The organism is Streptomyces sp. WMMB303 (assembly GCF_029351045.1).
Lineage (GTDB): Bacteria > Actinomycetota > Actinomycetes > Streptomycetales > Streptomycetaceae > Streptomyces.
On the sequence record NZ_JARKIN010000001.1, the window covers coordinates 6,739,328 to 6,760,647 of the forward strand.

At 74.1% G+C, this 21,320-nt stretch carries 13 protein-coding genes; 7 read left to right on the top strand and 6 right to left on the bottom strand.

Annotation, left to right across the window (positions count from 1 at the left end):
* Window positions 1–21 precede the first annotated feature (21 nt).
* Window positions 22–10,428, bottom strand: coding sequence for a non-ribosomal peptide synthetase (locus P2424_RS29180; protein WP_276479177.1), 10,407 nt, complete (start codon window positions 10,426–10,428; stop codon window positions 22–24).
* 361 nt (window positions 10,429–10,789) lie between these two features.
* Between P2424_RS29180 and P2424_RS29185 the strand changes: the two genes are divergently transcribed.
* Entirely contained in the window at window positions 10,790–11,110 is a 321-nt protein-coding gene (locus tag P2424_RS29185; protein WP_276478648.1) for a hypothetical protein, read from the top strand.
* A gap of 56 nt (window positions 11,111–11,166) precedes the next feature.
* Here P2424_RS29185 and P2424_RS29190 read toward each other — a convergent pair whose 3' ends face one another.
* The 3 genes from P2424_RS29190 to P2424_RS29200 are packed head-to-tail and all read right to left on the bottom strand — an operon-like array spanning window position 11,167 to window position 12,811.
* The gene (locus tag P2424_RS29190; RefSeq protein WP_276478649.1) at window positions 11,167–11,490 is read right to left on the bottom strand and encodes an Asp23/Gls24 family envelope stress response protein; all 324 of its coding nucleotides are present in this window, start codon (window positions 11,488–11,490) and stop codon (window positions 11,167–11,169) included.
* The gene (locus tag P2424_RS29195) at window positions 11,487–12,230 is read right to left on the bottom strand and encodes an Asp23/Gls24 family envelope stress response protein (RefSeq protein ID WP_276478650.1); all 744 of its coding nucleotides are present in this window, start codon (window positions 12,228–12,230) and stop codon (window positions 11,487–11,489) included. Before P2424_RS29195 ends, P2424_RS29190 begins: the two co-directional genes overlap by 4 nt.
* Window positions 12,227–12,811 carry a sigma-70 family RNA polymerase sigma factor gene (locus P2424_RS29200; RefSeq protein WP_276478651.1) on the bottom strand — a complete coding sequence of 195 codons (585 nt, stop codon included), beginning with the start codon at window positions 12,809–12,811 and terminating at the stop codon, window positions 12,227–12,229. The genes P2424_RS29195 and P2424_RS29200 overlap by 4 nt, the downstream gene beginning before the upstream one ends.
* A gap of 313 nt (window positions 12,812–13,124) precedes the next feature.
* On the opposite strand from P2424_RS29200, the gene P2424_RS29205 reads away from it, so the two are divergent.
* From P2424_RS29205 to P2424_RS29225, 5 genes are all read left to right on the top strand, one after another.
* A complete protein-coding gene (locus P2424_RS29205) occupies window positions 13,125–13,676 on the top strand; it encodes an Asp23/Gls24 family envelope stress response protein (RefSeq protein WP_276478652.1) in 552 nt (183 codons plus the stop codon).
* Between the two features lie 162 nt (window positions 13,677–13,838).
* Window positions 13,839–14,024 carry a hypothetical protein gene (locus tag P2424_RS29210; protein ID WP_019354795.1) on the top strand — a complete coding sequence of 62 codons (186 nt, stop codon included), beginning with the start codon at window positions 13,839–13,841 and terminating at the stop codon, window positions 14,022–14,024.
* Window positions 14,021–15,268: a DUF6286 domain-containing Asp23/Gls24 family envelope stress response protein gene (locus P2424_RS29215; RefSeq protein WP_276478653.1), complete on the top strand. Its 1,248-nt coding sequence runs from the start codon at window positions 14,021–14,023 to the stop codon at window positions 15,266–15,268. The genes P2424_RS29210 and P2424_RS29215 overlap by 4 nt, the downstream gene beginning before the upstream one ends.
* On the top strand, window positions 15,268–15,876 hold the full coding sequence (locus P2424_RS29220; protein ID WP_276478654.1) for a hypothetical protein: 609 nt from the start codon (window positions 15,268–15,270) through the stop codon (window positions 15,874–15,876). Before P2424_RS29215 ends, P2424_RS29220 begins: the two co-directional genes overlap by 1 nt.
* A 349-nt stretch (window positions 15,877–16,225) precedes the next feature.
* The gene (locus tag P2424_RS29225) at window positions 16,226–17,077 is read left to right on the top strand and encodes a YihY/virulence factor BrkB family protein (RefSeq protein WP_276478655.1); all 852 of its coding nucleotides are present in this window, start codon (window positions 16,226–16,228) and stop codon (window positions 17,075–17,077) included.
* 97 nt (window positions 17,078–17,174) lie between these two features.
* Here the strand turns inward: P2424_RS29225 and P2424_RS29230 are convergent, their stop codons facing one another.
* Window positions 17,175–17,732 (bottom strand): DUF4232 domain-containing protein, encoded by a 558-nt coding sequence (locus tag P2424_RS29230; protein ID WP_276478656.1) that lies wholly within the window; start codon window positions 17,730–17,732, stop codon window positions 17,175–17,177.
* 302 nt (window positions 17,733–18,034) lie between these two features.
* On the opposite strand from P2424_RS29230, the gene P2424_RS29235 reads away from it, so the two are divergent.
* Entirely contained in the window at window positions 18,035–19,660 is a 1,626-nt protein-coding gene (locus tag P2424_RS29235) for a PH domain-containing protein (RefSeq protein ID WP_276478657.1), read from the top strand.
* A gap of 62 nt (window positions 19,661–19,722) precedes the next feature.
* On the opposite strand, the gene P2424_RS29240 is transcribed toward P2424_RS29235, so the two are convergent.
* A complete protein-coding gene (locus P2424_RS29240; protein WP_276478658.1) occupies window positions 19,723–21,186 on the bottom strand; it encodes an NAD-binding protein in 1,464 nt (487 codons plus the stop codon).
* Window positions 21,187–21,320: the final 134 nt, after the last annotated feature.

A 21,320-nucleotide genomic window follows, 5' to 3' on the forward strand; every position in this document is an offset into this window, starting at 1 on the left:
GCGACGAACCGCCGGAACGGGTCAGGTGCGCCGAAGTTCCTCGGCGAGGAGGGGGCCGATCAGGGCCCGGGACTCGGGGCGCATCATCTGGGCGTGGGCACAGGGCACGTCGTGCACGCGCACGTCGCCGGCGAGGTACGGCGTCCACATGGCGGGGACGAGCCCGGCGGCGGGATCCTCCTCCGTCGCACGGAAGAAGAGGACATCGCCGTGGAAGGTACGCGGGGTGTAGTGACGCATGAGCCTGGCCTGGGCGGCGAAGTTGCCGACCATCGTCTCGATCGTCTCCGGCTTCAGGCCTCCCAGAGGGCTGCCTGCGTCGCGGAGCGCGTCCCGGACGTCGGCCGCGTCGAGAGGGGCGTCGGCATCCCAGGCCGACAGGTCGAGGCCCAGGTTGGTCAGCAGCGCACGGAAGACGGTGTCGTGGTGGGCATCCTCCAAGCCGTCGGTGGGCGGCACCGGGAACGCGTCCAGGATGGCGAGCAGGGCCACCTCCTCTCCCGCTTCCTGGAGCTGAACGGCCACTTCCTGGACGACGTTGCCGCCGAAGGACCAGCCCAGCAGGTGGTAGGGCCCGTGGGGCCGCACGGCTCGGATCCGTTCGACGTATGCGGCGGCCATGGCCTCGATGCTGTCGGGGAAGGGGCTGCTGCCGTCGAGGTTGGGGGTCTGGAGGCCGTAGACCGGGTGATCCGCCAGGTGCTGCAGCAGTCCGGCGTACGTCCAGGCCAGGCCGCCGGCCGGGTGCACGCAGAAGAGCGGCGCCCGGCTGCCGCGGGTCCGCAGCGGCAGCAGGGTCGCGAGGTCGGAGCCCGGTCCGCTGCTGCCCTCCGCGGCTTCCCGGCTGTCGAGGCCGGCGGCGAGAGCCGCGGGGGTCGGAGCCTCGAACAGGACGCGGATGCCGAGGTCGATGCCGGTCGCGTCCCGGACACGGGACAGCAGTCGGGCGGCGAGGAGGGAATGGCCGCCCAGCGCGAAGAAGTCGTCGTCGGCCCAGGGGCGTTCGATGCCGAGCACCTCGGCGAACAGCGCGCACAGCAGATCCTCGCGCGGGCTCGCGGGCGGCTGCCCGGTCTGTCGGGTGAGTTGCTCGGTGCTCGGGTCCGGGAGCGCGGCGGTGTCGAGCTTGCCGCTGGAGGTGAGCGGCAGCGCATCCAGCACGACGAAGGCCGCGGGGACCATGTAGGACGGCAGCGCGTCGGCCAGCGCCCCGCGGAGCAGGTCGCGGGACGGCACCCCGGGCTGCCGTCCCGCTTCCGGGTCCGCGGGAACCACGTAGGCGACGAGTTGCTCGCTGCCCCGGGTCCCTTCGGCACCCACGGTGCGGAGTGCGACCGCAGCCCGCGATATCTCCGTCCGCTGTTCCAGCACGGAGGTGATCTCGCCGGGTTCCACCCGGAAGCCGCGCACCTTGAGCTGTCCGTCGCCCCGTCCCCGGAACTCCAGGTGGCCGTCCGTCGACCAGCGGGCGAGGTCCCCGGTCCGGTACATGCGCTCACCGGCGGGGCCGAACGGATCGGCCACGAAACGGGCGGCGGTCTCCGCGGACCGTCCCGGATAGCCGCGCGCCACGCTCGCGCCTGCGAGATACAGCTCCCCGGTCGTGCCCGCGGGCGCGAGACGCAGGAAGCGGTCGAGCACATAGGCGCGGGTCCCCGCCACCGGACGGCCCAGGACCGGCTCCGGACTGCAGTCGAGTGGCGCGTACAGGGTGTCGACGGTGGCCTCGGTCGGCCCGTACAGGTTGTAGACGGTCAGCCCCGGTATGTCGCGGAGCCGCCGCCACAGCCCCGGCGGGACGGCTTCGCCGCCGAGAGCCAGTACCAGCGGCCGGTGTCCCGACCCGCCCGGATCGCACAGCCCGGCGTCCAGCAGCGCCGCCACGTGCGTGGGAGTCGTCTCCAGGACGTCGACGCGCTCTTCCCGCACCAGCGCCACCAGCGCTGCGGGATCGCGCCGCGTGTCGGAGTCGACGACCAGGAGTTCGTTCCCCTCGAGCATCCACAGGACCGGATCCCAGGAGGCGTCGAAGGAGACGGAAGCGGTCAGCGCCACCCGCAGCCGCCGGCCCCCGGCACCCGTCCGGACGGGAACGAACAGCTCCCGCCGGTGGTGCTCCCACAGGCGCATGAGCGAACCGTGCTCCACCACCACGCCCTTGGGGCGGCCGGAGGTCCCGGAGGTGTGGAGGACATAGGCCGCATCGCCGGGCCGAGGGCCGCCGTCGGCCAGCGGCTCCGCCGACACGGCGGCGAGGTCGGCGGCCGTCTGCGCGTCATCGAGCCGGAGCACCTCCCAGGGACCGTCGGTCACCCGGCCCGCTGTCGTCTCCGTCGCCAGCACCACCGCCGGACGCGCGTCGTCGAGGACGGCCGCGACCCGCGCCGCGGGCAGCGCGTCATCGACCGGTGCGTAGACTGCGCCGGCCGCCAGCACGCCCAGCAGCGCGGTGAGTGTGGTGGTGGAGCGGGGGAGCAGCACGGCGACGGTGTCTCCGGAACGCACGCCCCGCGCCGTCAGGAGCCGGGCCAGCCGGGCGCTCTCCTGCGCGAGTTCCGTGAAGGACAGGGTCTCTTCACCGCTCCGGACCGCGACGTCGCCGCCGCGGGCCGCCAGCACGCTGGCGTGGAATCCCGCCACCGCCGTCGAGTGGGTGGGAACGGCGGGCGCACCCCGCCCCTGGGCCAGCAGCCCGGCCCGCTCCTCCTGGTCGAGCGGGTCGTGCGCGGACAGGGGTGTGTCGGGTTCGGCCACCACGAGCCGCAGCAGCGCGGCGAAGGCGTCCGCCAGCCGCTCCGCCGTCCCCTGATCGAAGAGGTCGCGGCTGAAGTCCAGCACACCGCTGAGTGCGCCGTCGGCGGACTGCTCGGAGAAGCTGAACGACAGATCGAACTTCGCCTCTCCGATGTCCACCGCTTCCACCTCCGCGCGCAGCCCCGGAAGCTCCAGCTCCGGGCGTCCGGCGTTGTTGAGGGAGAGCATCACCTGGAAGAGCGGATGCCGGGAGAGCGACCTCGGCGGCGCCACATGCTCGACGAGCGATTCGAAGGGCAGGTCCTGGTGCGCGTAGGCCGTCAGGTCGGTCTGCCGTGCCCGATCCAGCAGTTCCCGGAAGTCCGGGTCGCCGCCGGTGCTCACCCGAAGGACGAGCGTGTTGACGAAGAACCCGACCAGGCCGCCCAGCGCCTCGTCGGTACGGCCCGCGACCGGGCTGCCGACCACGAGGTCCTCCCCGGCGCCGAACCGGTCGAGGAGCGCGGCCAGCAACGCGTGGAGCGCCATGAACGTGCTGGCGCCCTCCTCCTTGGCGAGCGCGGCCAGCCGCCAGCCGTCCTCGGCAAGCAGCGGCACCGGAACGCTGCCGCCGCTCTGCGATCCGTCCTCGGGTCGCGGTCGGTCGGCCGGGAGCGCGAGCTCTGTCGGTGCGCCGGAGAGCGCGTCCTTCCAGTAGGCGAGTTGGCGTGCCTGGATTCCGTCCGGATCCTCAGGGGCACCGAGCAGTTCCCGCTGCCAGAGTGTGTAGTCGGCGTACTGCACGGGCAACGGCTCCCAGTCGGGTGCCCGGCCGGCGCCGCGCGCCGCATAGGCGGCCGCGAGATCCTGCGCCAGCGGTCCCATCGACCAGCCGTCGGCGGCGATGTGGTGCACGGTCAGCAGCAGGAGATGCTCCTCCGCGCTTGCCACCAACAACTCGGCCCGCACCGGGAGTTCGTGCTCCAGGTCGAAGCCACGGCGGGCCGCGGCCTGCAGGAGGGTTTCGGCTTCGTCGGACGCGCAGGTCGTCACCGTCAGGGACGGTTGCGCGTCACCCGGCGCGAGCACCAACTGCACCGGGCTGCCCGGTTCCGTGGACGAATCGCGGAAGACGGTACGCAGGCTCTCGTGCCGTTCCACGACATCGCACAGCGCCGCACGGAGCGCCGGGACGTCCAGGCGTCCGCGCAGTCGCACGGCCATGGGCAGGTTGTAGGAGGCGTCGTACGGCCGCATCCGGTTGAGGAACCACAGTCGGCGCTGCGCGAAGGACAAGGGTGTCTCCACAGGCCGGTCCGTGCGGGCTCGCAGTGCGGGACGGGCCGCCCCTGCGCTGTCGAGGAGCCCCGCAAGCCCGGCCGGTGTGGGGTTCTCGAACAGTGCGCGGACGGGAAGCTCCACGCCGAAGGCCGTTCGGACGCTGTTGACGATCCGGGTGGCCAGCAGCGAGTGGCCGCCCAGCGCGAAGAAGTCCCCGTACCGGCCGACCGATTCGATTCCGAGGCAGTCGGCGAACAGCTCGCACAGGATCTCCTCCCGCGGTGTACGCGGCGGTTCGTCGGCCGCCGCCGCGGCCGACTCGGGCTCCGGAAGGCGCGCGAAGTCCGTCTTGCCGTGGGCTGTCAACGGAATCTCCGGCACGAGGCTCATCCGACCGGGGACCATGTAGCCGGGCAGCCGGGTGGCGACGAACTCGCGCAGTCCAGCGGCGGACAGGCCGGCGTCGTTGCCCGGGACGGCCCAGGCCGCCAGCCGGGCTCCGTCGGGCCCTTCCTGGACGGCAACCACCGCCCGCCGGACGGCGGGATGGGCGGTCAGGGCCGCCTCCACCTCGCCGGTCTCGACGCGGAAGCCGCGGACCTTGACCTGGCTGTCGGTGCGTCCGACGAAGGCCAGCGCCCCGTCCGGCAGTCGGCGCACCAGGTCTCCCGTGCGGTACATCCGGCTCCCGGGGGCGCCGTACGGGTCGGCCAGGAAGCGTTCGGAGGTCATTCCGGTCGCCCCGTCATAGCCGCGGGCCAGCCCGTCACCGGCCAGGTACAGCTCGCCGGTGACGCCCGGCGGCGTGGGCCCCAGCCGCGGGTCCAGCACCCTGGCCCGCATGCCGCCGACCGCGCGACCGATGTTGGGCTTCTCGCTCGGGGTCACCGGTGCCACGACGCTGTCGACCGTGGCCTCGGTCGGGCCGTAGAGGTTCCATACGTCCACCCCGGGCAGCGCGGACGACTTCCGCCACAGCGCCTCGTTCACCGGTTCGCCGCCCAGCGCCACCACCCGCGGCCAGGGGCGGCCGGGGGCGAAGAGGCCGCAGGTCCAGAGCTGTTCGAGGAAGGACGGGGTGGTCTCGATCACGTCGACCCGGCGCTCGTGCAGGAAGGCCACCAGTGCCTCGGGATCCCGCCGGGTCGCGTCGTCCACCAGATGCAGCTCGTGTCCGGCGACCATCCACAACAGCGGGTCCCAGGAGGCGTCGAACGTCGCCGCCGCGGTCAGGGCCACCCGGAGCGGACGGCCGTCGGCGGCGCGTTCCGCCGATTCGATCATCTGGCCACCGTGGTGCCGGAGCAGGTTGGCCAGGGCCCGGTGCTCGACGACGACGCCCTTGGGGCGGCCGGTCGAGCCCGAGGTGTACAGCACGTAGGCGGGGTCCGTCCCGCGCGGTCCGTCACCGGGCAACCGCGGGGCAGAGCTGTCCGGCGCGCCGGGGGCCTCGTCGAGGAACAGCGTCGGCGTGCGGGAGGCGGGCAGGGCCGATGCGCATGTGTGTTCGGTCAGCAGCGCGGCGGGGCGCGCGGACTCGAGTATGCGCCCGTTGCGCTCCGTCGGATGGGACGGGTCGAGCGGAACATAGACGCCGCCCGCGCGCAGCACCCCGAAGACGGCGCTGATCTGCCCCGCGGACCGGGGTAGCGCCACGGCCACCCGGTCCCCGGGCCGCACCCCGGCAGCGGCGAGCCGCAGGGCCACGGAGTCGACCCGCGCCACGAGATCCCCGAAGGTCACGTCCTCGTCCGCACCCACCAGCGCGGTGCGCGCCGGAGTGACCGCAGCCTGGGTGGCCAGGACGTCGCAGACGCTCTGCAGCGGAACCTGCCCGGGCAGGTCCGGGGCTTCGGTGCGCGCGTGGGTGTCCACCGCTGCCCGGTGTTCGTCCTCGGTGAGGATCTCCAGGGCGCCGATCGGCCGGTCGGGGCCGGCGAGGGCGGCCCGCACCAGGCGGCCGAAGTGTCCGCAGAAACGTCGCACGGTCGCAGCCTCGAACAGGTCGCTGCTGTACTCGACCGCGCCCGTCAGCCCGGCCGGTCGACCCGCCTCGTCGTGTTCCTCGGTCAGGTCCCAGGTGAGGTCGAACTTGGCCGTCGGCCGCTCCGCCTCCACCACGGTGGCCCGCAGACCGGGCAGTTCCAGCGACGGCGCGGTGGTGTTGTTCAAGGCGAGCATGACCTGGAAGAGCGGGTGCCGCGCGAGGGACCGGGGCGGCGCCATGGTCTCCACGAGCTGTTCGAAGGGCAGGTCCTGCCGGGCGTAGGCCGCCAGGTCCGCCTCCTTCACCCGGCGCAGCAGTTCGCGGAAATCCGGGTCCCCACCGGCGTCGACGCGCAGCACCAGGGTGTTGACGAAGAAGCCGACCACCGCATGGAACTCCTCCTCGTCCCGGCCGGCCACGGGCGTGCCCAGAACGATGTCGTCCCCGGCGCCGAGCCGGTGCAGCAGCGCGGCGAGCGCGGCGTGCAGCACCATGAACGGGCTGGTGCCCGCCTCCCGCGCGAGCGCGGCGAGGGAATGGTGCGTCGCCGCGTCGAGCCGCAGCGGCACCCGGTTCCCCCGGGAGCCGGCACGGGCCGGACGGGGGCGGTCGAGCGGAAGCGGCATCTCCGGCGGCAGGCCGGCCAGCGCCTCGCGCCACTCGGCGAGTTGCTGTGCGGCAGGTGAGGCGGGGTCCTCCTGCGCCCCGAGCCAGGCCCGCCGGCGCAGCGCATGGTCGGCGTACTGGACGGGCAGGGGCCGCCATGCGGGTGCGCGCCCCGAGATACGTGCCGCGTACGCCTCGGACAGGTCCCGCACGAGCGGAGCCATGGACCAGCCGTCGGCGACGATGTGGTGCAAGGTGATCATCAGCAGGTGCGAGGTTCCGCCGGACACCTGGTCCTCCGGCACGAGGAGCGCGTGCACCGGCGGACGCCGGGTCAGGTCGAAGGCGGGGGTGGGGAACCGGTCCGGTGCGGCCTCACGCACGGCCGGGGCGGTCTCCAGGGCGATACCGCACTCGTCCACCGGCAGCACCACCTGGTAGGCGCCCTCGGCGTCCTCCCGGTACACCGTGCGCAGACTCTCGTGGCGACCGAGCAGATCCGTGAAGGCCGCCCGCAGCGCGGGGACGTCCAGTTCTCCGTCTAGCCGGACGGCAAGGGGCAGGTGGTACCGCTCGCCGCCCTCGCCCATGCGCTCCAGCAGCCACAGCCGCTGCTGCGGCGCCGACAGCGGCAACCGCCGGGGACGGCGCACCGGCACCGCGCCGACCCGGGTGCCGAGGTCGACTCCGTGTTCCTCCACGAGGGCGGCCAGGCCGGAGACCGTGGGCGCGCGGAAGAGCGAGCGCACCGGAAGCCGCACTCCGGTCTCCTCGGCCAACCGCCCCAGCAGGGCGGTCGCCAGGAGTGAGTGGCCCCCGAGGGCGAAGAAGTCGTCGTCCCGTCCGACCTCTTCGGTTCCCAGAACCGCCGCCATCGCCGCGCACACCGCCTCCTCGGCGGCTGTCCGGGGCCTCGACCGGGGTCCCGCCGCCGGAATCCCGGCCTCGGGCAACGCGGTGGTGTCGAGCTTCCCGTTGGGCGTCAGGGGCAGCCGGTCGACCACGGCGTAGGCCGTCGGCACCATGTGCGCGGGCAGGGTGCCGGCCAGGGCGTCCAGGACCGGCCGCTGGTCCCGCCGCACGGCGGCACCGTCCTCGTCGGAAGCCGGGACGAGGTAGGCGGCGAGCCGCTCGCCGCTCTGCACGAGGACCGCCGCCCGGGCGATGCCCGGGAGCGCCATGAGTACCGACTCGACCTCCCCGGTCTCCACCCGGTGCCCTCGGACCTTGATCTGGTCGTCGCTGCGCCCCACGAATTCCAGCGAACCGCTCTGCCGCCAGCGCACCAGATCCCCGGTCCGATACATGCGCTCGCCGGGCCCTCCGAAGGGGTCCGCGAGGAACCGGTCGGCGGTCAGTCCCGACTGGCCGGTGTATCCGCGCGCCACGCCCTCTCCGGCCAGATACAGTTCGCCCACCACCCCGGAGGGCAACAGGTGCAGCGCGGCGTCCAGAACGTAGGCGCGGGTGCCGTGCACCGGTCGGCCGATGACCGGCGCCTCGCCGGCGACCCTGGCGGTGACGGCGTCCACAGCGGTCTCGGTCGGGCCGTAGTAGTTGTAGACCAGAACGCCCCGCTCGCCCGAGAGCCGCTGCCACAGGTCGTCGTTGAGGGCCTCCCCGCCCAGCGCGATCACGGTCGGCCGGTGGGCCGGGGCTCCCCCGCCCGCCTCCGGTTCTGCCGTCAGCCCGGCCGCCAGGAGCTCCCGCAGGAAGCTGGGGGTGATCTCGATGACGTCGATCCGCCGAGCGTGCAGGAACGCGACCAGCGCCTCCGGGTCACGCCGCGTCCCGTCGTCGACGATGTGCAGTTCGTGCCCGCCCAGCATCCACAGCAGCGGATCCCACGAGGCGTCGAACGAGATGGCCGCGGTGAGCGCGACGCGCATCCGGCGCCGCTCGGCCAGCATGGCACTTTCGTGCGACTCCTTCCGGTGATGAGCCAGCAGGTTGCTGATCGAACGGTGCTCGACGAGAACGCCCTTGGGGCGGCCGGTCGAGCCCGAGGTGTAGATGAGGTAGGCGGCATCTTCGGGGTTCGGACCCCGGACGGGGCCGTACCCGTGCGGTTCCCCGTCGCGCGGAACGCCGCGTACCACTGTCCCCGCCGGCGCCATGTCGGCCGTCGGCCCGTCGGGGTCGCAGAGCAGGATCACGGGCTCGGCGTCCGCGAGCAGGTATCCGATCCGCTCGGCGGGGTACGCCACGTCCACCGGCAGGTAGACCGCACCGGACCGCAGCACGGACATCAGCGCGACGACGGTGTCCACGGACCGGGGCAGTGCCACGGCGACCGTCGTACCGGGCCCCGCGCCGTCGGCCTGCAGAGCGGACGCGCCGCTGTCGACCGCGCGGTCCAGCTCGGCGAACGTCAGACGCCGGGTGCCGTCGTCGACCGCGGTCTCCTCGGGTATTTCCCGTGCCAGCCGTGCCAGTTCTTCCGGCAGGGTGGGGAGCGTCCCCGGGGAGGAATCGGGAGGGCCGTCGGCATGGTGCGGGCCCGTCCCCAGGGCCAGCACACCACGGCGTTCTCCCGCGTCGGTGAGCCGCAGACCGCCGACGGGCCGTGCCGGGTCCGCACCGAGCGTCTCGGTCAGCCGCAGGATCCGCTCCAGATGGCTCTCCGCGGCCCCGGGGTCGTAAAGCGCCGCGTTGGCCAGCACGTCCACCCTCGCCCCGGCATCCCCGGTGCGGGGGTGGACAGCCAGGGTGAGGTCGTCCACCGGTCCGACGGACAGGTTGTGCAGTGCCCCGGTGGCCGGACCGAACCGCAGATTCCCGTCGAAGGCCAGCACGTTGACCGACGGGCCGGTCAGCGGCTGCCCGGGCAGCAGTCCGTGGTCGCGCCGCAGTTCCTCGGCCGGGAACCGCTGGTGCCGCAGCGCTCCGCGCATCGCACGGGTCACCCGGCGCAGCAGGTCATCCCCGGAGTCGTTCGGGGACAGGCGCAGGCGCAGCGGCAGGACCTGCGACATCATGCCGGGTGTCGCGCGGGCCGTCGGTCCGCGCCGTCCTGTCACCGGCATCCCCAGCAGCAGGTCGTCGGCGGCGCACACCCGGTGCGAGTAGAGCGCCGTACCGGCCACGAAGAGCGCGGGCCAGGCGACGCGGGCCGCTCGTGCCTGCTCACGCATCCGGCGCCAACGCTCCGGCGGCAGTTCGGTGCCGGAGCGCAGTACCTCACGGCCGGGCGCGAGAGCACGGTCGGTGAGCCGCACCGCGGACGGCGCGTCAGCGAGCTGTTCGCGCCAGTACTCCTGGTCCGCGACACGCTCGGACGACCCCGCATAGCGCAGTTCGTCCTCGACGAGAGGAGCGAGCGGGAGAGGGTCCGACGGAACGGAGGAACCCGCAGAGAGCAGGCTGTAGGTCTCCGCGATCCGGCTGAGGAGAAGAGCCGCACTGTATCCGTCGAGGACCAGGTGGTGGGTCTTCAGGAAGAGGAGGTGGCGGTTCGGCGCGAGCCGGAAGAGCGCCATCCCGGTGACCGGTCCGGAAGAGGGGTCCACCGGCGAGGCCACCTCCGCGCGCATGAGGTGCAGGGCCCTCTCGTGGGCGTCCCGCCGCCCCGACAGGTCGGTCAGGTCCACGTCGATGCGGAGCCCGACGTGGACCGACTGGCTCCGCCCCGCCGCTCCGTCGTCGACGACGGTGGCCCGCACGGCCTCCGCGTCGTCCGTCACGTGGGCCACCGCTCTCCGCAGGAGCGCGGGGTCGAAGTCGCCCTGCACGTCGACGTACTCGGCGATGGTGTGGGCGGTGCTGTCCGGGTCGCGCTGGTGCGCGAACCACAGGGCCTCTTGTGCCGCCGTCAACGGCATGCGGACCGCGTCCGTCTCAGTCACGTATCCACCCTCGCGAGAAGGCCAGGACTGCCAGCAAGCCCGACTCCTTCAGTTCCTGCGTCCCATGGGTGCGCGGGGTGATCACACCGCGCACGCCATTCCGTCACTGTTGCTTCGGGGCCGGAGGGACTGCGGCTTGCTATGGGATGCATGACATACATCCCTAATCACATGTAATACACATTCACTGTCCCCTGCCCCTCGTTCGGCCCCGTCACCACTCGGCGGTGGACGGCCCGCCGACCGCCCCTCTGCACACCAATCCGCCCCGGCGCGCGTGCCGAATGCCCAGCGCGTGCGGAATACCGATAGCGACCCCAGCCGAAGGAGCCCACACATGTACCGCTCGGCGTTCAGGAAGGCCCTCGGGGGCATAGCCGTGGTCGGCAGCGTGGCCGTCATGAGCCTGGCCGGCAGCACGGCCGCAGCCGCCTCGACCACCACCGCGCGGCCCGCCGGCACCGAATCCCACGCGCGTTCGCCCCTCGGCACGCGCTCCCTCCCGGACCGCGAAGCCGGCTACCGCGGAACCCAGGGATTCAACCTCTGCCTGCTCTCCCGCTGCTCGGTCGGGTCGGACGACGGAGTGGGCAGTGGCATCGGACTGGTGCAGGGCGGAAACCTGTGCCTGCTGTCGACCTGCGAAGTGAGGCCGTAACAAGGACGCGCCCACCAGGGCCCCGGGCCGAAGCGGTGTTCCGGGGCCCGGGGGCGTCAGACGACACCGGTGACGGTGACGGTCACCCGGGCGGTGTCGGCCGGGTGGGTCCGGGTCAGGCGGGCCGTGACGGCGGCTCTCGCCGCGCGGGCGACATCCACCGCGCGCGCCTCGGCGGAGGTGACGATCCGTACGTCGATCCGCCACCGGGCACCCGGTTCCGCGGGGCGGCTGACGCGCAGGCCCGCGGGGGACGCGCTCTCGGAGCCGGTGAGCGCGGACCGCAGCCGCCGGGTGATGCCGGGCGTGAGGAAGGCGACGCCGGGCACGTCCCGGACGGCCGCGGCGAGGTCCTCGCTGAGGACGGCGTGCTGACTCATCGGCCCGTACCCTTCTCGGTGCTGTTCCCGGATTCGGCTCCGTCCGGCGCGTTCCCCGCGGTTCCGTCCGGCGCGTTCGCGTTCGCCGGGTCCGAACCCGGCACCTCGGCGTCGGCGTCCACCAGGTCCGTGACGCGGACGTCGACCGCGACGGTCCGCAACCCCAGGTACCGGTCCGCGGCCCGCTCCACCCGCAGGCGCACCGCGTCGGCGAGACCCGGCAGGTCGGACAATTCGGGCGAGTCGGACACGGACAGCAGCACCTGGATGCCGAGACGCACGGACACCCGGCCCGCGGAGTCCGATTCCGGGGCGATGCGGCAGGAGCCTGCCCGGACGCCCGGCACCTGTTCGGCGGCGGCGCGCAGCGTACGGGCCGCCGCCGTCTCCATGATCCACAGGTCTTCGGGGGGCGGGGCCAGGGGCAGCGGGCGCCCGGGGCGCAGTTCCACGCGGACGATGTCCATGACGCGCTGCGTCAGCGGCGCCGCGTCGTAGGCCACCGGGTCGTCCGCCTCGTCGTGCAGCCCCCGCACGGCCGTCTCCAGGTGGTCCAACTCCTCGACCGCGCGGCGGCAGTGCGGGCAGGTGCGCTCGTGGCCGTCGGAGGTGCCCTCCTCCCAGTCGGCCCACACCTGCGACAGCAGCCGCCCGCAGGGCAGCAGTTCGTCGTCCGGGTCGGACGCGCCGGGCGGCTCGGGCGGGGGCGGGGAAGCGGGCGGGTGGATACGACTGGTCATCGCCAGGCCCCCAGAGCGTTGGTGAGATGGCGTCGGGCGCGGAAGACACGGGCGCGGACGGCCTGTTGGGTGATGCCGACGGTGTCCGCGATGAAGGCGTAGGACTGGCCGTCCCATTCTCGCAGGATCCAGCAGGTCCGCTGCTCGGCCGAGAGCTCCGCGAGCGCGCGGTGCAGGTCGCCCACGGCCGCACGTCCTTCGGCGATCCGGTCGGGCGCGACGGTGTGCGCGGGTGCGGCCGGCTCCTGCGCCGCGTCCAGCGGATCCTGCGGCCTGCGGGCGCGCAGGGTGTTCAGGCACCGGTTGGTGACGATGCGGTAGAGCCACGTGCCGAAGACGGAGTCCCCGCGGAACTCGGGCAGCTTGCGCCAGGCGCTGATGAACGCGTCCTGCACCGCGTCCTCCGCCTCGGCCCGGCCGCCGAGCAGCCGGGTGGCCAGCCGGACCAGCGCCGGAGCGTGCCGACGTACGAGGACGGCGAACGCCTCCTCGTCGCCCTCGACCGCGCGGACGGTCAGCAGGGCGTCGTCGGGCCCGTCCCCGCCGCCCGGTGGTCCGGCGGATGTGCGGTCCCCCGTCACAGGGCGCTCCTCTCGTTCGGTCTGATCGTTGGACAACATCACCGGACCCGTGTGACGCACCGGTGCCTGTGACCTGACCCTCACCTGCCCGCGGGACACCGTCCGAAGATTTTTCGGAACGGTGCGTCACAACTGCCGCCCGCCGGTGTCCAACGCAGTGGGACCGTCCATCGGAACGGGACCGCGGAACCGCGCCCGGCCAGGGCGCAGGTGCCGAACCCGGGTCCGCCGGCCGCACCCGGCCGGATGACCGGACCGGCCCGCAGTCCGGTCCGGGTCCGCAGAGAGACCACCAGAAGGAGAGGGAGCAGCGATGACCACGCAGCAGACCGAGCAGACCGAACAGACCGAGCAGCAGACCCAGCGGCGGAACGCGCCGGTGTCCCAGAAGGCGTCCCGGGCACAGCAGCCGGAGAAGCCCGCGACGGGGACGACCGAGGTCGCCCAGGGCGTATCCGGCGTGGACCAGCCGGCGCCGACACGCGGCAAGACCTCCATCGCCGACGTCGTGGTGGTCAAGATCGCCGGGATCGCGGCGCGGGAGATCCCCGGCGTGTTCGACATGGGCGGCGGGCTGTCCCGCACCCTCGGCGCCGTCCGGGACCGGGTGCCCGGCGGGCGGCCGAACGTGGGCCGCGGCGTGAAGGTCGAGGTCGGCGAGCGGCAGACCGCCATCGACCTGGAACTGGTCGTCGACTACGGCGTGTCCATCACGGACGTGGCCGCAGACGTGCGCGAGAACGTCATCGGCGCCGTCGAGCGGATCACCGGCCTGGAGGTCGTCGAGGTCAATATCGCCGTCATAGACGTTCACCTGCCCGAGGACGACACCGAGGACGGATCGGCCGACTCCCGCGTCGAGTGATCCGATGCCGTCCCCGTCCGCACGTCCACGCCCCGGACGGCCGTGGACCGCTGTGGACGGCAGGGCGGCACGCGGCCGGCGCCGCGGAGGGCGCCGGGCACCACCAGGGGACGGGACAGGTCGGGCTCTGTCGGGGGCTCGTGGGGAAGGCGGGGAAGGAAGATGGACAGAGGGCTCATCGGCATGATCGCGGGGATGGCGCTGGCGTTCGCCGCCTACTTCGGCGGCTTCGGTGCCTTCCTACTGGTCGCGGCGCTGGGCGCGCTCGGCTACGGCGCGGGGGCCTGGCTCGACGGCGGCGGCCGGGCGCAGGAGCTGCGGGCGCTGTTCGAGCGGAACCGCCGATGACCGCTGCCGCCCGGCGGGGCACCACCACCGTCGCGGACAAGGTCGTACGCAAGATCGCCGAGCAGGCCGCCGGGGAGGCGCTGCCCGGTCCGGCTGCGGGCCGCGCCAGCGGCTCGGCGTCCGTCCACGGGCGGCGGGCCTCCGTGGCGCTGCGCCTGCCGCTGCCCTATCCGGCACCGCTGTCGGACACCGCAAGGCGGGTGCAGCGTCATGTGACCGACCGGACCGGCGAGTTGACCGGACTGGGCGTCGCCCCCGCACGGCTGACCGTGACCCGCCTGACGGTGCCGTCGCAACCGGCGGCCCCCGGAGTGTCGGGCCCGGCCCCGACGTCCGGCTCGGGCACGGCGATCGGCTCGGCTGCGACGGCAGGTTCGGGCACGACGCCCGGTCCCCCGGCGGGCGAGGTGCCGGCGGACGAGATGCCGACGTGCGAGGTGCCGGCGAGCGGGCCGTCGGCCGCAGCGCGGCGGGCGCCGCGCCGCTGGTGGTCGGCAAGGCGTGCCCCCGCCGCGGTCCTGACCCTGTCGGCCGCCGCCGGATGTGCGGCGGTGACCGCCGATGTCGTGCGTGTCCACGTCGCCCACCGTCCGGCCGCCGCCTGGCGGACACGGACGGTCGAGTGGCTGTCCGTACACGGTCCGGGTGAGGTGCCGGTCGTCGTCGGGAGTGCGGTCGTGGCGGTGCTGGGCCTCTGGATGCTGGTGCTCGCGCTCACCCCCGGCCGTCGCCACCGGTTCACGCTGGCCGCGGCCACACCCGTGCGGAACGTGGCGGTCGACCGGTCGACCGTCGCGGCGCTGCTCCGGGACACCGTCGGGGACGTCGAGGGTGTCGCGGCGGTACGGGTGCGGGTCGGGCGCCACCGCGCCACCGTCCGAGCCGCGCTGGCCTTCGGCGACCGCGGACAGGCCCACGAGCAGGCCGCTTCCGCCGCCCACGCGGTGCTGGCGGACTGCCTGCTGCGCCGCACCCCGCGCCTGCGGGTGCGGCTCACCCCCGAACCCACCTGGCAGCCCCCGGACTCCGCGCCACCGCCCTCGTCGTACGGGCCCGCAGCAGCACCTCCCGGCCCCGGCGCCGACTCCGGCCCCGCGACACCCTCCGACCCGACAGCGCCTGCCGCTCCGGCGCCCTCGTCCGAACCGGCCGACGGCACCGGCATCATGGATGCCACCGGCAGCAGCACCGGCGCCGAATCCGACACCGACAACAGCACCGCGTCCCCGGGAGGTGAGCGCTGATGGCCGAACCCCGTACCGCCGTCAACCGGACGGTGTTGGCGGTGACCGGCGGACTGCTGCTGCTCGGCGGCGGGTGGTCGGCCGGCATGCGCAGCGAGCCCGTGGAGCGGCTGACCGCCCGGCTGTCGTCCGTGCCCGAGACGGGCTGGGTGCGTCCACCCGCCGACGGCAGCGTGCTGCTGGATCGCCCGGGCCTGGCCGAGTTGCGCGCGCACGACTGGTGGACGCCCGCCGTCATCGCGGTCGGTGCCCTGCTCACGGCGCTGCTGACCTGGTGGTTCCTCGGACAGCTCCGGCTGCGTGCCCGCTCCCGGCTGCCGCTGGCCACGCCGGGCGGGGTGCTGCGCACACGGGCGCTGGAGGAGGCGCTGACCCGGCGCGCGGCATCCGTCGGCGGAGTCGCCCGCGCCCGGGTGCGCGTCCACGCCCGCCGTCGGCGGCTGCGTGCGTATGTGCACGTATGGCTGGAGCCGGACACCACGCCGCTGGCCGTCCTCGACGCGCTGGCCGCGGTCGGCACGGAGGCCGGGGCCGCGGTCGCCCCCCACACCGTCACCACCCGTGTGCGCCTCAGCCACCGCACGCACCGGATGCCGCATGTCCGCTGACTCCGCGGCCGCCTCCTGGATCGCCGCGGCCCCGGGGCCGGTGCCGGTTCCCCCGCCGGCACCGGCCCCTGCCCGGGCGGCGGCGCCGACGGGCGGGGCAGCGCATTCGGTCAGCGATCCCGCGGACCCTGCGGACTCCGCGGAGCCCGCCGACCCCGCAAGCCCGTTCGCTCCGGCAGGCCCCACTGAAACCGCAGGCCCCACAAGCACCGTCACCCCCGCAAGCGCCTTCACCTCCGCAAGCACCGCAGACACCGCCGCAGGACCCACCGACACCATCGGCCCCCCGCCCGCCGGCGGGCGCCCCGCACGCGCGTGGTGGCCCGCCCTGCGCCGGATCCCGGTGCGGATGTGGAACGACGACCTCAACGACTACGCGGCGGCCCTGACGTACTACGCCATACTCACCGTGCTGCCGGCGCTGCTCGTCACCGTGCTGTCCTTCACCCTCATCAGCCCGGACGCCGCCGCGCTGTTCGTCACCCACGTCACCCGGTACGCGCCCGGCCAGTCCGGCAGCGAGCTGCACAACCTGCTCGCCCACATCCTCAGCCCGCGCTCCGGAACGTGGACGCTGCTGGCGGCGGGCGGGGGCAGCGCACTGTGGTCGGCATGCAGCTACCTCGCCGTCTTCCGCCGTGCGCTGCACCGCATGCATCGCATCCCGGACAGCCGCTCCCCGCTGCGCAAGCTCCCCCGGATCGTGGCGACCGCGCTGAGCCTGCTCATGCTGCTCCTCGTCAGCGCTCTCGTACTACTGCTGAGCGGGCCGGTCGCGCGACTCCTCGGCAGGCTGCTTCACCTGGGGGGCACCGCGCCGCTGGTCTGGGGCCTGGTGCGCTGGCCGCTGCTGCTGTGCCTGGTGGCCCTCACCGTGCTGGTCGTCTTCCGTACCGGCCCCCCGCCCGCACGCCGACGCCGCGACAGCCTGCCCGGCGGTGTGCTCGCCGCCGGGCTGTGGCTGACGGTCTCGGCGGGCTTCGCCTTCTACACCTCGCTGCTGGGCGCCTACAGCAGGCTCTACGGCTCGCTCGCCGGGATCGTGGTCTTCCTGATCTGGCTGTGGCTGTCCAACCTCGCGCTGCTGGCCGGAGCCCAGTTCACGGCCGAGCTCCGGGGCGGCGTCCCGGCCCCCGCCCCCTCTCCGGGCCGGCCCCCGGGGCCGGGCGCGGACCCCTCCCCTCCTGGGGTCCGCGCCTGACCCGCGCCCCGCTCCGGAACCCCCCGTGCCCCGGAGCCGGAGTCGGAGTCGCTGTCGGCTGTCGGCTGTCGGCTGTCGGTCGGTGTCCGGAGCGCGGTCAGGCGGCGAAGGGGACGGCGTCGGCGGGGTCGGCGTGCCAGTTGGTGGTGACGGGCCGGTCGACCTCGACGGTCTCGGGGAGCTGGAAGCCGACGGGGTGGGCCTCGTCACCGGCGACAGCGAGGATGAGTTGACCGAACTCCCTGCCGCCGTTGCTGTTGGTCGACTTGGGGCTGATACCGGCGTAGGCGGCCGTGGAGCCGGAGAGCTCGACGGTGTCCGTGACCGCCTGCTCGGCGGGCGACGCGTGGGTGTCGGCGGCCGAGCCGAAGGAGGCGGAGGGGATGGTGCCCTCCAGGTAGCACGTGATGCCGGGCTTGGCCTTGGCGGTGACGAGGTAGTAGCCCCCGGCCTGGGTCTCCGTGCTGACCGTGAAGTTCAGGTCGTCGGTACCGCACGCCTGCCCCCACCCGGCCTGCTGACCGGCCTCGGCGCGCGCACCGCCGTCCGGGGCGGCGGCAGCGGAAGCCGTCGCCGCGCCGGTGGCTGCGAGGACTGCCGCACCGGCGGCAGCCAGGACAAGACGGGAAGTATGGAAGGAAAAGCGCGAACCCATCGGAAACTCCCTCTGCTGCTGATCACGTTGGCGGATACGCAGAGTGGGATGCCGCCTCCGCGGGGAAAGTTCGCGCCTCCCGGAAGTTTTCCGACGAGCCGCCCCCGATGCGTCGGCGAGCCGACCCTCGGTGAGCCGACGGGCGGCAGGGGGAGGCACGCAGTCCCCTGGCTTCCTGCCACTCGCCGACGCCCCGCCCCGCCGGCTCGCGCTCTCTTCCAGGAACCGGCAGCGTGGCCCGGCGGGAGGCTGCCGCAGGGGGCAGCAGCGCGCCCGGCCGGGGCCGGGGAAGAATCGCAGCTATGACCGAAACGTGGGAAGTGCCGTGCTCCGCGCCGTGGCGGCGCGCCCTGTGGCTCTCCGCCGGGCTCGGCACCGCCGTGACCGTTCTGGAGGCGGCCCGCGCGATCCACCTGGGAACGCTCCCGAACCCCTGGCCGGGGATCGGTCTGCTGGTCGCGCTGATCAGCTTCGCGATGCTCCACGCGGTCAGCCACCGGGTGACCGCGGACGCGGACGGTGTGCACCTCCGCTCGCTGCTGCGCCGTCGGCACATACCGTGGAGCGACATCTCCGACCTTCGAGTCCGGCGGATGCACACGGACAATTGGCGCGTCCCGGAGACCCACCGCATCCTGGTGGTGCTGCACGGTCGGCGCAAGTGCCTCCTGCCGCTGCCGATATGCCGCTCGGCGGCCGAGCTGCCCGACTTCGAGACCAAGCTGGCGGCGCTGCGCGCACTGCACCGTCGCCACGCGCCCGCCTCGGCCCCGCGCACCGACCGCGTCCCCGTCATCTCGGCCCGGACCGCCGGACGCAACTGGGCCGGGTCACTGGCCCTGTGCGTACTGCTGCTGGCGGGTGCGGGCACCGCGCTCGCCTTCGTACCGGCGGCCGAGACGAACAAGCGCGCATGGGAGGCGGCCGTCCCCTGCACCGCGGCAACGCCGACAGCGGAGCGCGGCGAGTGCCTGACCACGCTGCGGGCCGAGATCGAGCGGACCGACGCCAACCGCCCCAAGCAGCGCAGCTGGCTGTACTTCACCGAGGGCCGCCCGCTGGAGCGGCTCGGCGTCTCACGTGAGGCCGCGCTCGACTTCGAGGCCGGTGACCGGGTCGAACTGACCGTCTGGCGGCACGAGGTGCGGGAGGTCTCGGGGGCGGGCCGGCTGTGGCGCGAGCACTTCCCCGGCGCGGGGGACGTGGTGATGGTGGCGGCCGCATGCCTGCTGGCGGCGGGGCTGCCCGGGGCGCGGATCCTGATGCGGCTGCGCGGGCGGCGGCTGCCGGAGGACGAGGTCATCCCCTCGGCGCTGCCGTTCGCGGGCGCGCTGGCCGGCACCGCCGGGTGGCTGCTGCCGCTCTGCTACCTTCACCCGCTGGACTTCCTGGCCTCGCCCGCGGTGACGGCCTGGACGGCGGGCGGCTCGGTGGCCAGCGCGGGCCTGTTCGCCTGGGCCTGGTACGCCAGCCGCATCCGCAGGCCCGACACGGGAACGGGTGCGGGCACCGGGACGGGCACGGCGCCCGGGACGGCGGCCGTGACCGGAACCTCCGGGACGACCCGCGCACGTGGGACCACGGCGCGCGGTGACGTCTTCCTGGCCGCACGCTTCCTGGAACACACCGACTACAACCCGAACGGCTTCGGCAGCCACGTCGTTCTCGGCGACGGCCCGCCCGCGGTGGCTCCCCACGGGGGCCCGGGCCGGTTCGCGGCGAAGCCGCTGCCGGTGGAGCGGCTGACCGTGCGGGCCGTGCGGCGTCCGCGGGGCGGCGACGGCGAATCCGTCCCCAGAAAGTGGCACATCGCCGACCTCGACGACGCGGGCACGCCGGTGCGCCTCGCGGCCGCCCCCGCCGACCTGGCCCGCATCGTCGCGGAGCTGCGCCGCCGGCCGGGCGCTCCGGCGGAGTCCGGGGTGTGACCACCTGGTGCGGCGCGGGGTCTGCGACCTGCGGAGTCCGCGGGTGGCAGACTGCGACCGCCTCACCCACCCGTGTCCGCTGCCGGCGGCCCGCCCCGGTCAGGGCTCTCCGCCCCGCTCCGGCCGCCGTCCTGGTGGTGCGCGCACCGGCCCGTGTACGGCCACGGGCTGAACGATCCACTCGGTCCCTCCACGAGCAGCCGGGAGTCCTGTGCGAGCACTCCGTACGGCCGCAGTCCGGTCAGACTGGCAGTGGTCCAGGCGGCGCTCAGGCTGGCGAGGTCGCGGACGATACCGATACTGAACAGGGACCGGGTCTCCGCGATGGCCTCGTGGTCACCCGCCCGGACGACGACCCGCAGATCGGGGTCGACCGCCCGCGCGGCCACGGCGACGGCGATGTTGTCCAGGTCGTCGGAGGCGACGGCCGCCATCGCCTGGGCCGTGTGGAGGCGCAGCTTGCGCAGCACGAACCGGTCCCGCGCGTCGGCGACGACGACGGGGATCCCGAGCGCCTTCGCCAGCCGGAGGTTCGGGGCGGCCGGGTCACGCTCCACCGCGATCACACCGAAGCCGAGTGCCTGCACCCGGGTGCACAGCCGGAGACCGACCTGCCCCAGCCCGACGACCACGACGTGCCCGGCTCGCGGCAGCGCCCGGGAGCCGACCATGCCGATCGCACGCGGAGCCAGCAGCCGGTCGACCATCCCGGCGGTGAAGACGGCGGTGAGGACGATGGTGACCAGCATGGCGACGCTGGTGAACACCAGATAGGCGGTCGAACCGTGGGCGGTCGCGGGGCCGACCGTCGCCAGTGTGCGCGCGGCTTCGACGAGGGCTTCCACGGGCGGCCGGTGGTGGAGGGTCACGGCCCAGATCCAGTCCGCCAGCAGCACACCGAAGAGCCCGGCCAGTCCGGCGAGCATGATCCGCGAACTGCCGTCGTGCGGGCGCAACTGGCCGCGGATCTTGCCCAGTCGGGCCCGGTACCGCAGGGAGCGCGGCGGCCGGTACGCCTCCAGCCGGACCGCGCCCTGCTCCCAGCGCGCACCGACGGGCCCGTCCGGGGTCTGCCGGAGGGCCAGCAGGTCGGGCTGGACGCAGGCGGCGAGCAGGACCGGCGCGGCGACGTCGGCGGACGAGGTGACCCGGCAGTTGGGGACCATGCGCGCCAGTTGCTCGGCGACGGTCCGGTCGAAGACCGTCACCACGAGCGGGACGCGGGGGCGGACGTGCTCCACCGCGAGCGCGTAGCGCAGGGACTCGACGTCGTCGTCGAACAGCACCGCGACGCCCGCCACCTCGCCGTCCAGCGCCGGGCGCAGCTCTTCGTCCGAGGGCTGCCGCAGGTGGCGTACGAGGTGCCCGGCGGACCGCAGGGAACCGCAGACTCTGCGTGCGGCATCGCTGCCGATCACGACGTAGTACGCCCGCGGTACGCCGTCCCCCGTTCTCTCCGGCGCTGTCTCCGGCCCTGCCGGGGTGGCGGTGTCGCGGGGCTGTTCAGAGGGGGAAGGCGCAGTCATCGGAACGGGAGGGGTCGCAGTCGAGGCAACGCGGGGACCGGCAGCCGGCGCACGGGGTGAACAGGCCGCCGCAGTGGCATCGGGACTCGAGGGGAACACCACCGGCTCCGGGTTCGGAGTCCGGTCGGCGGCGG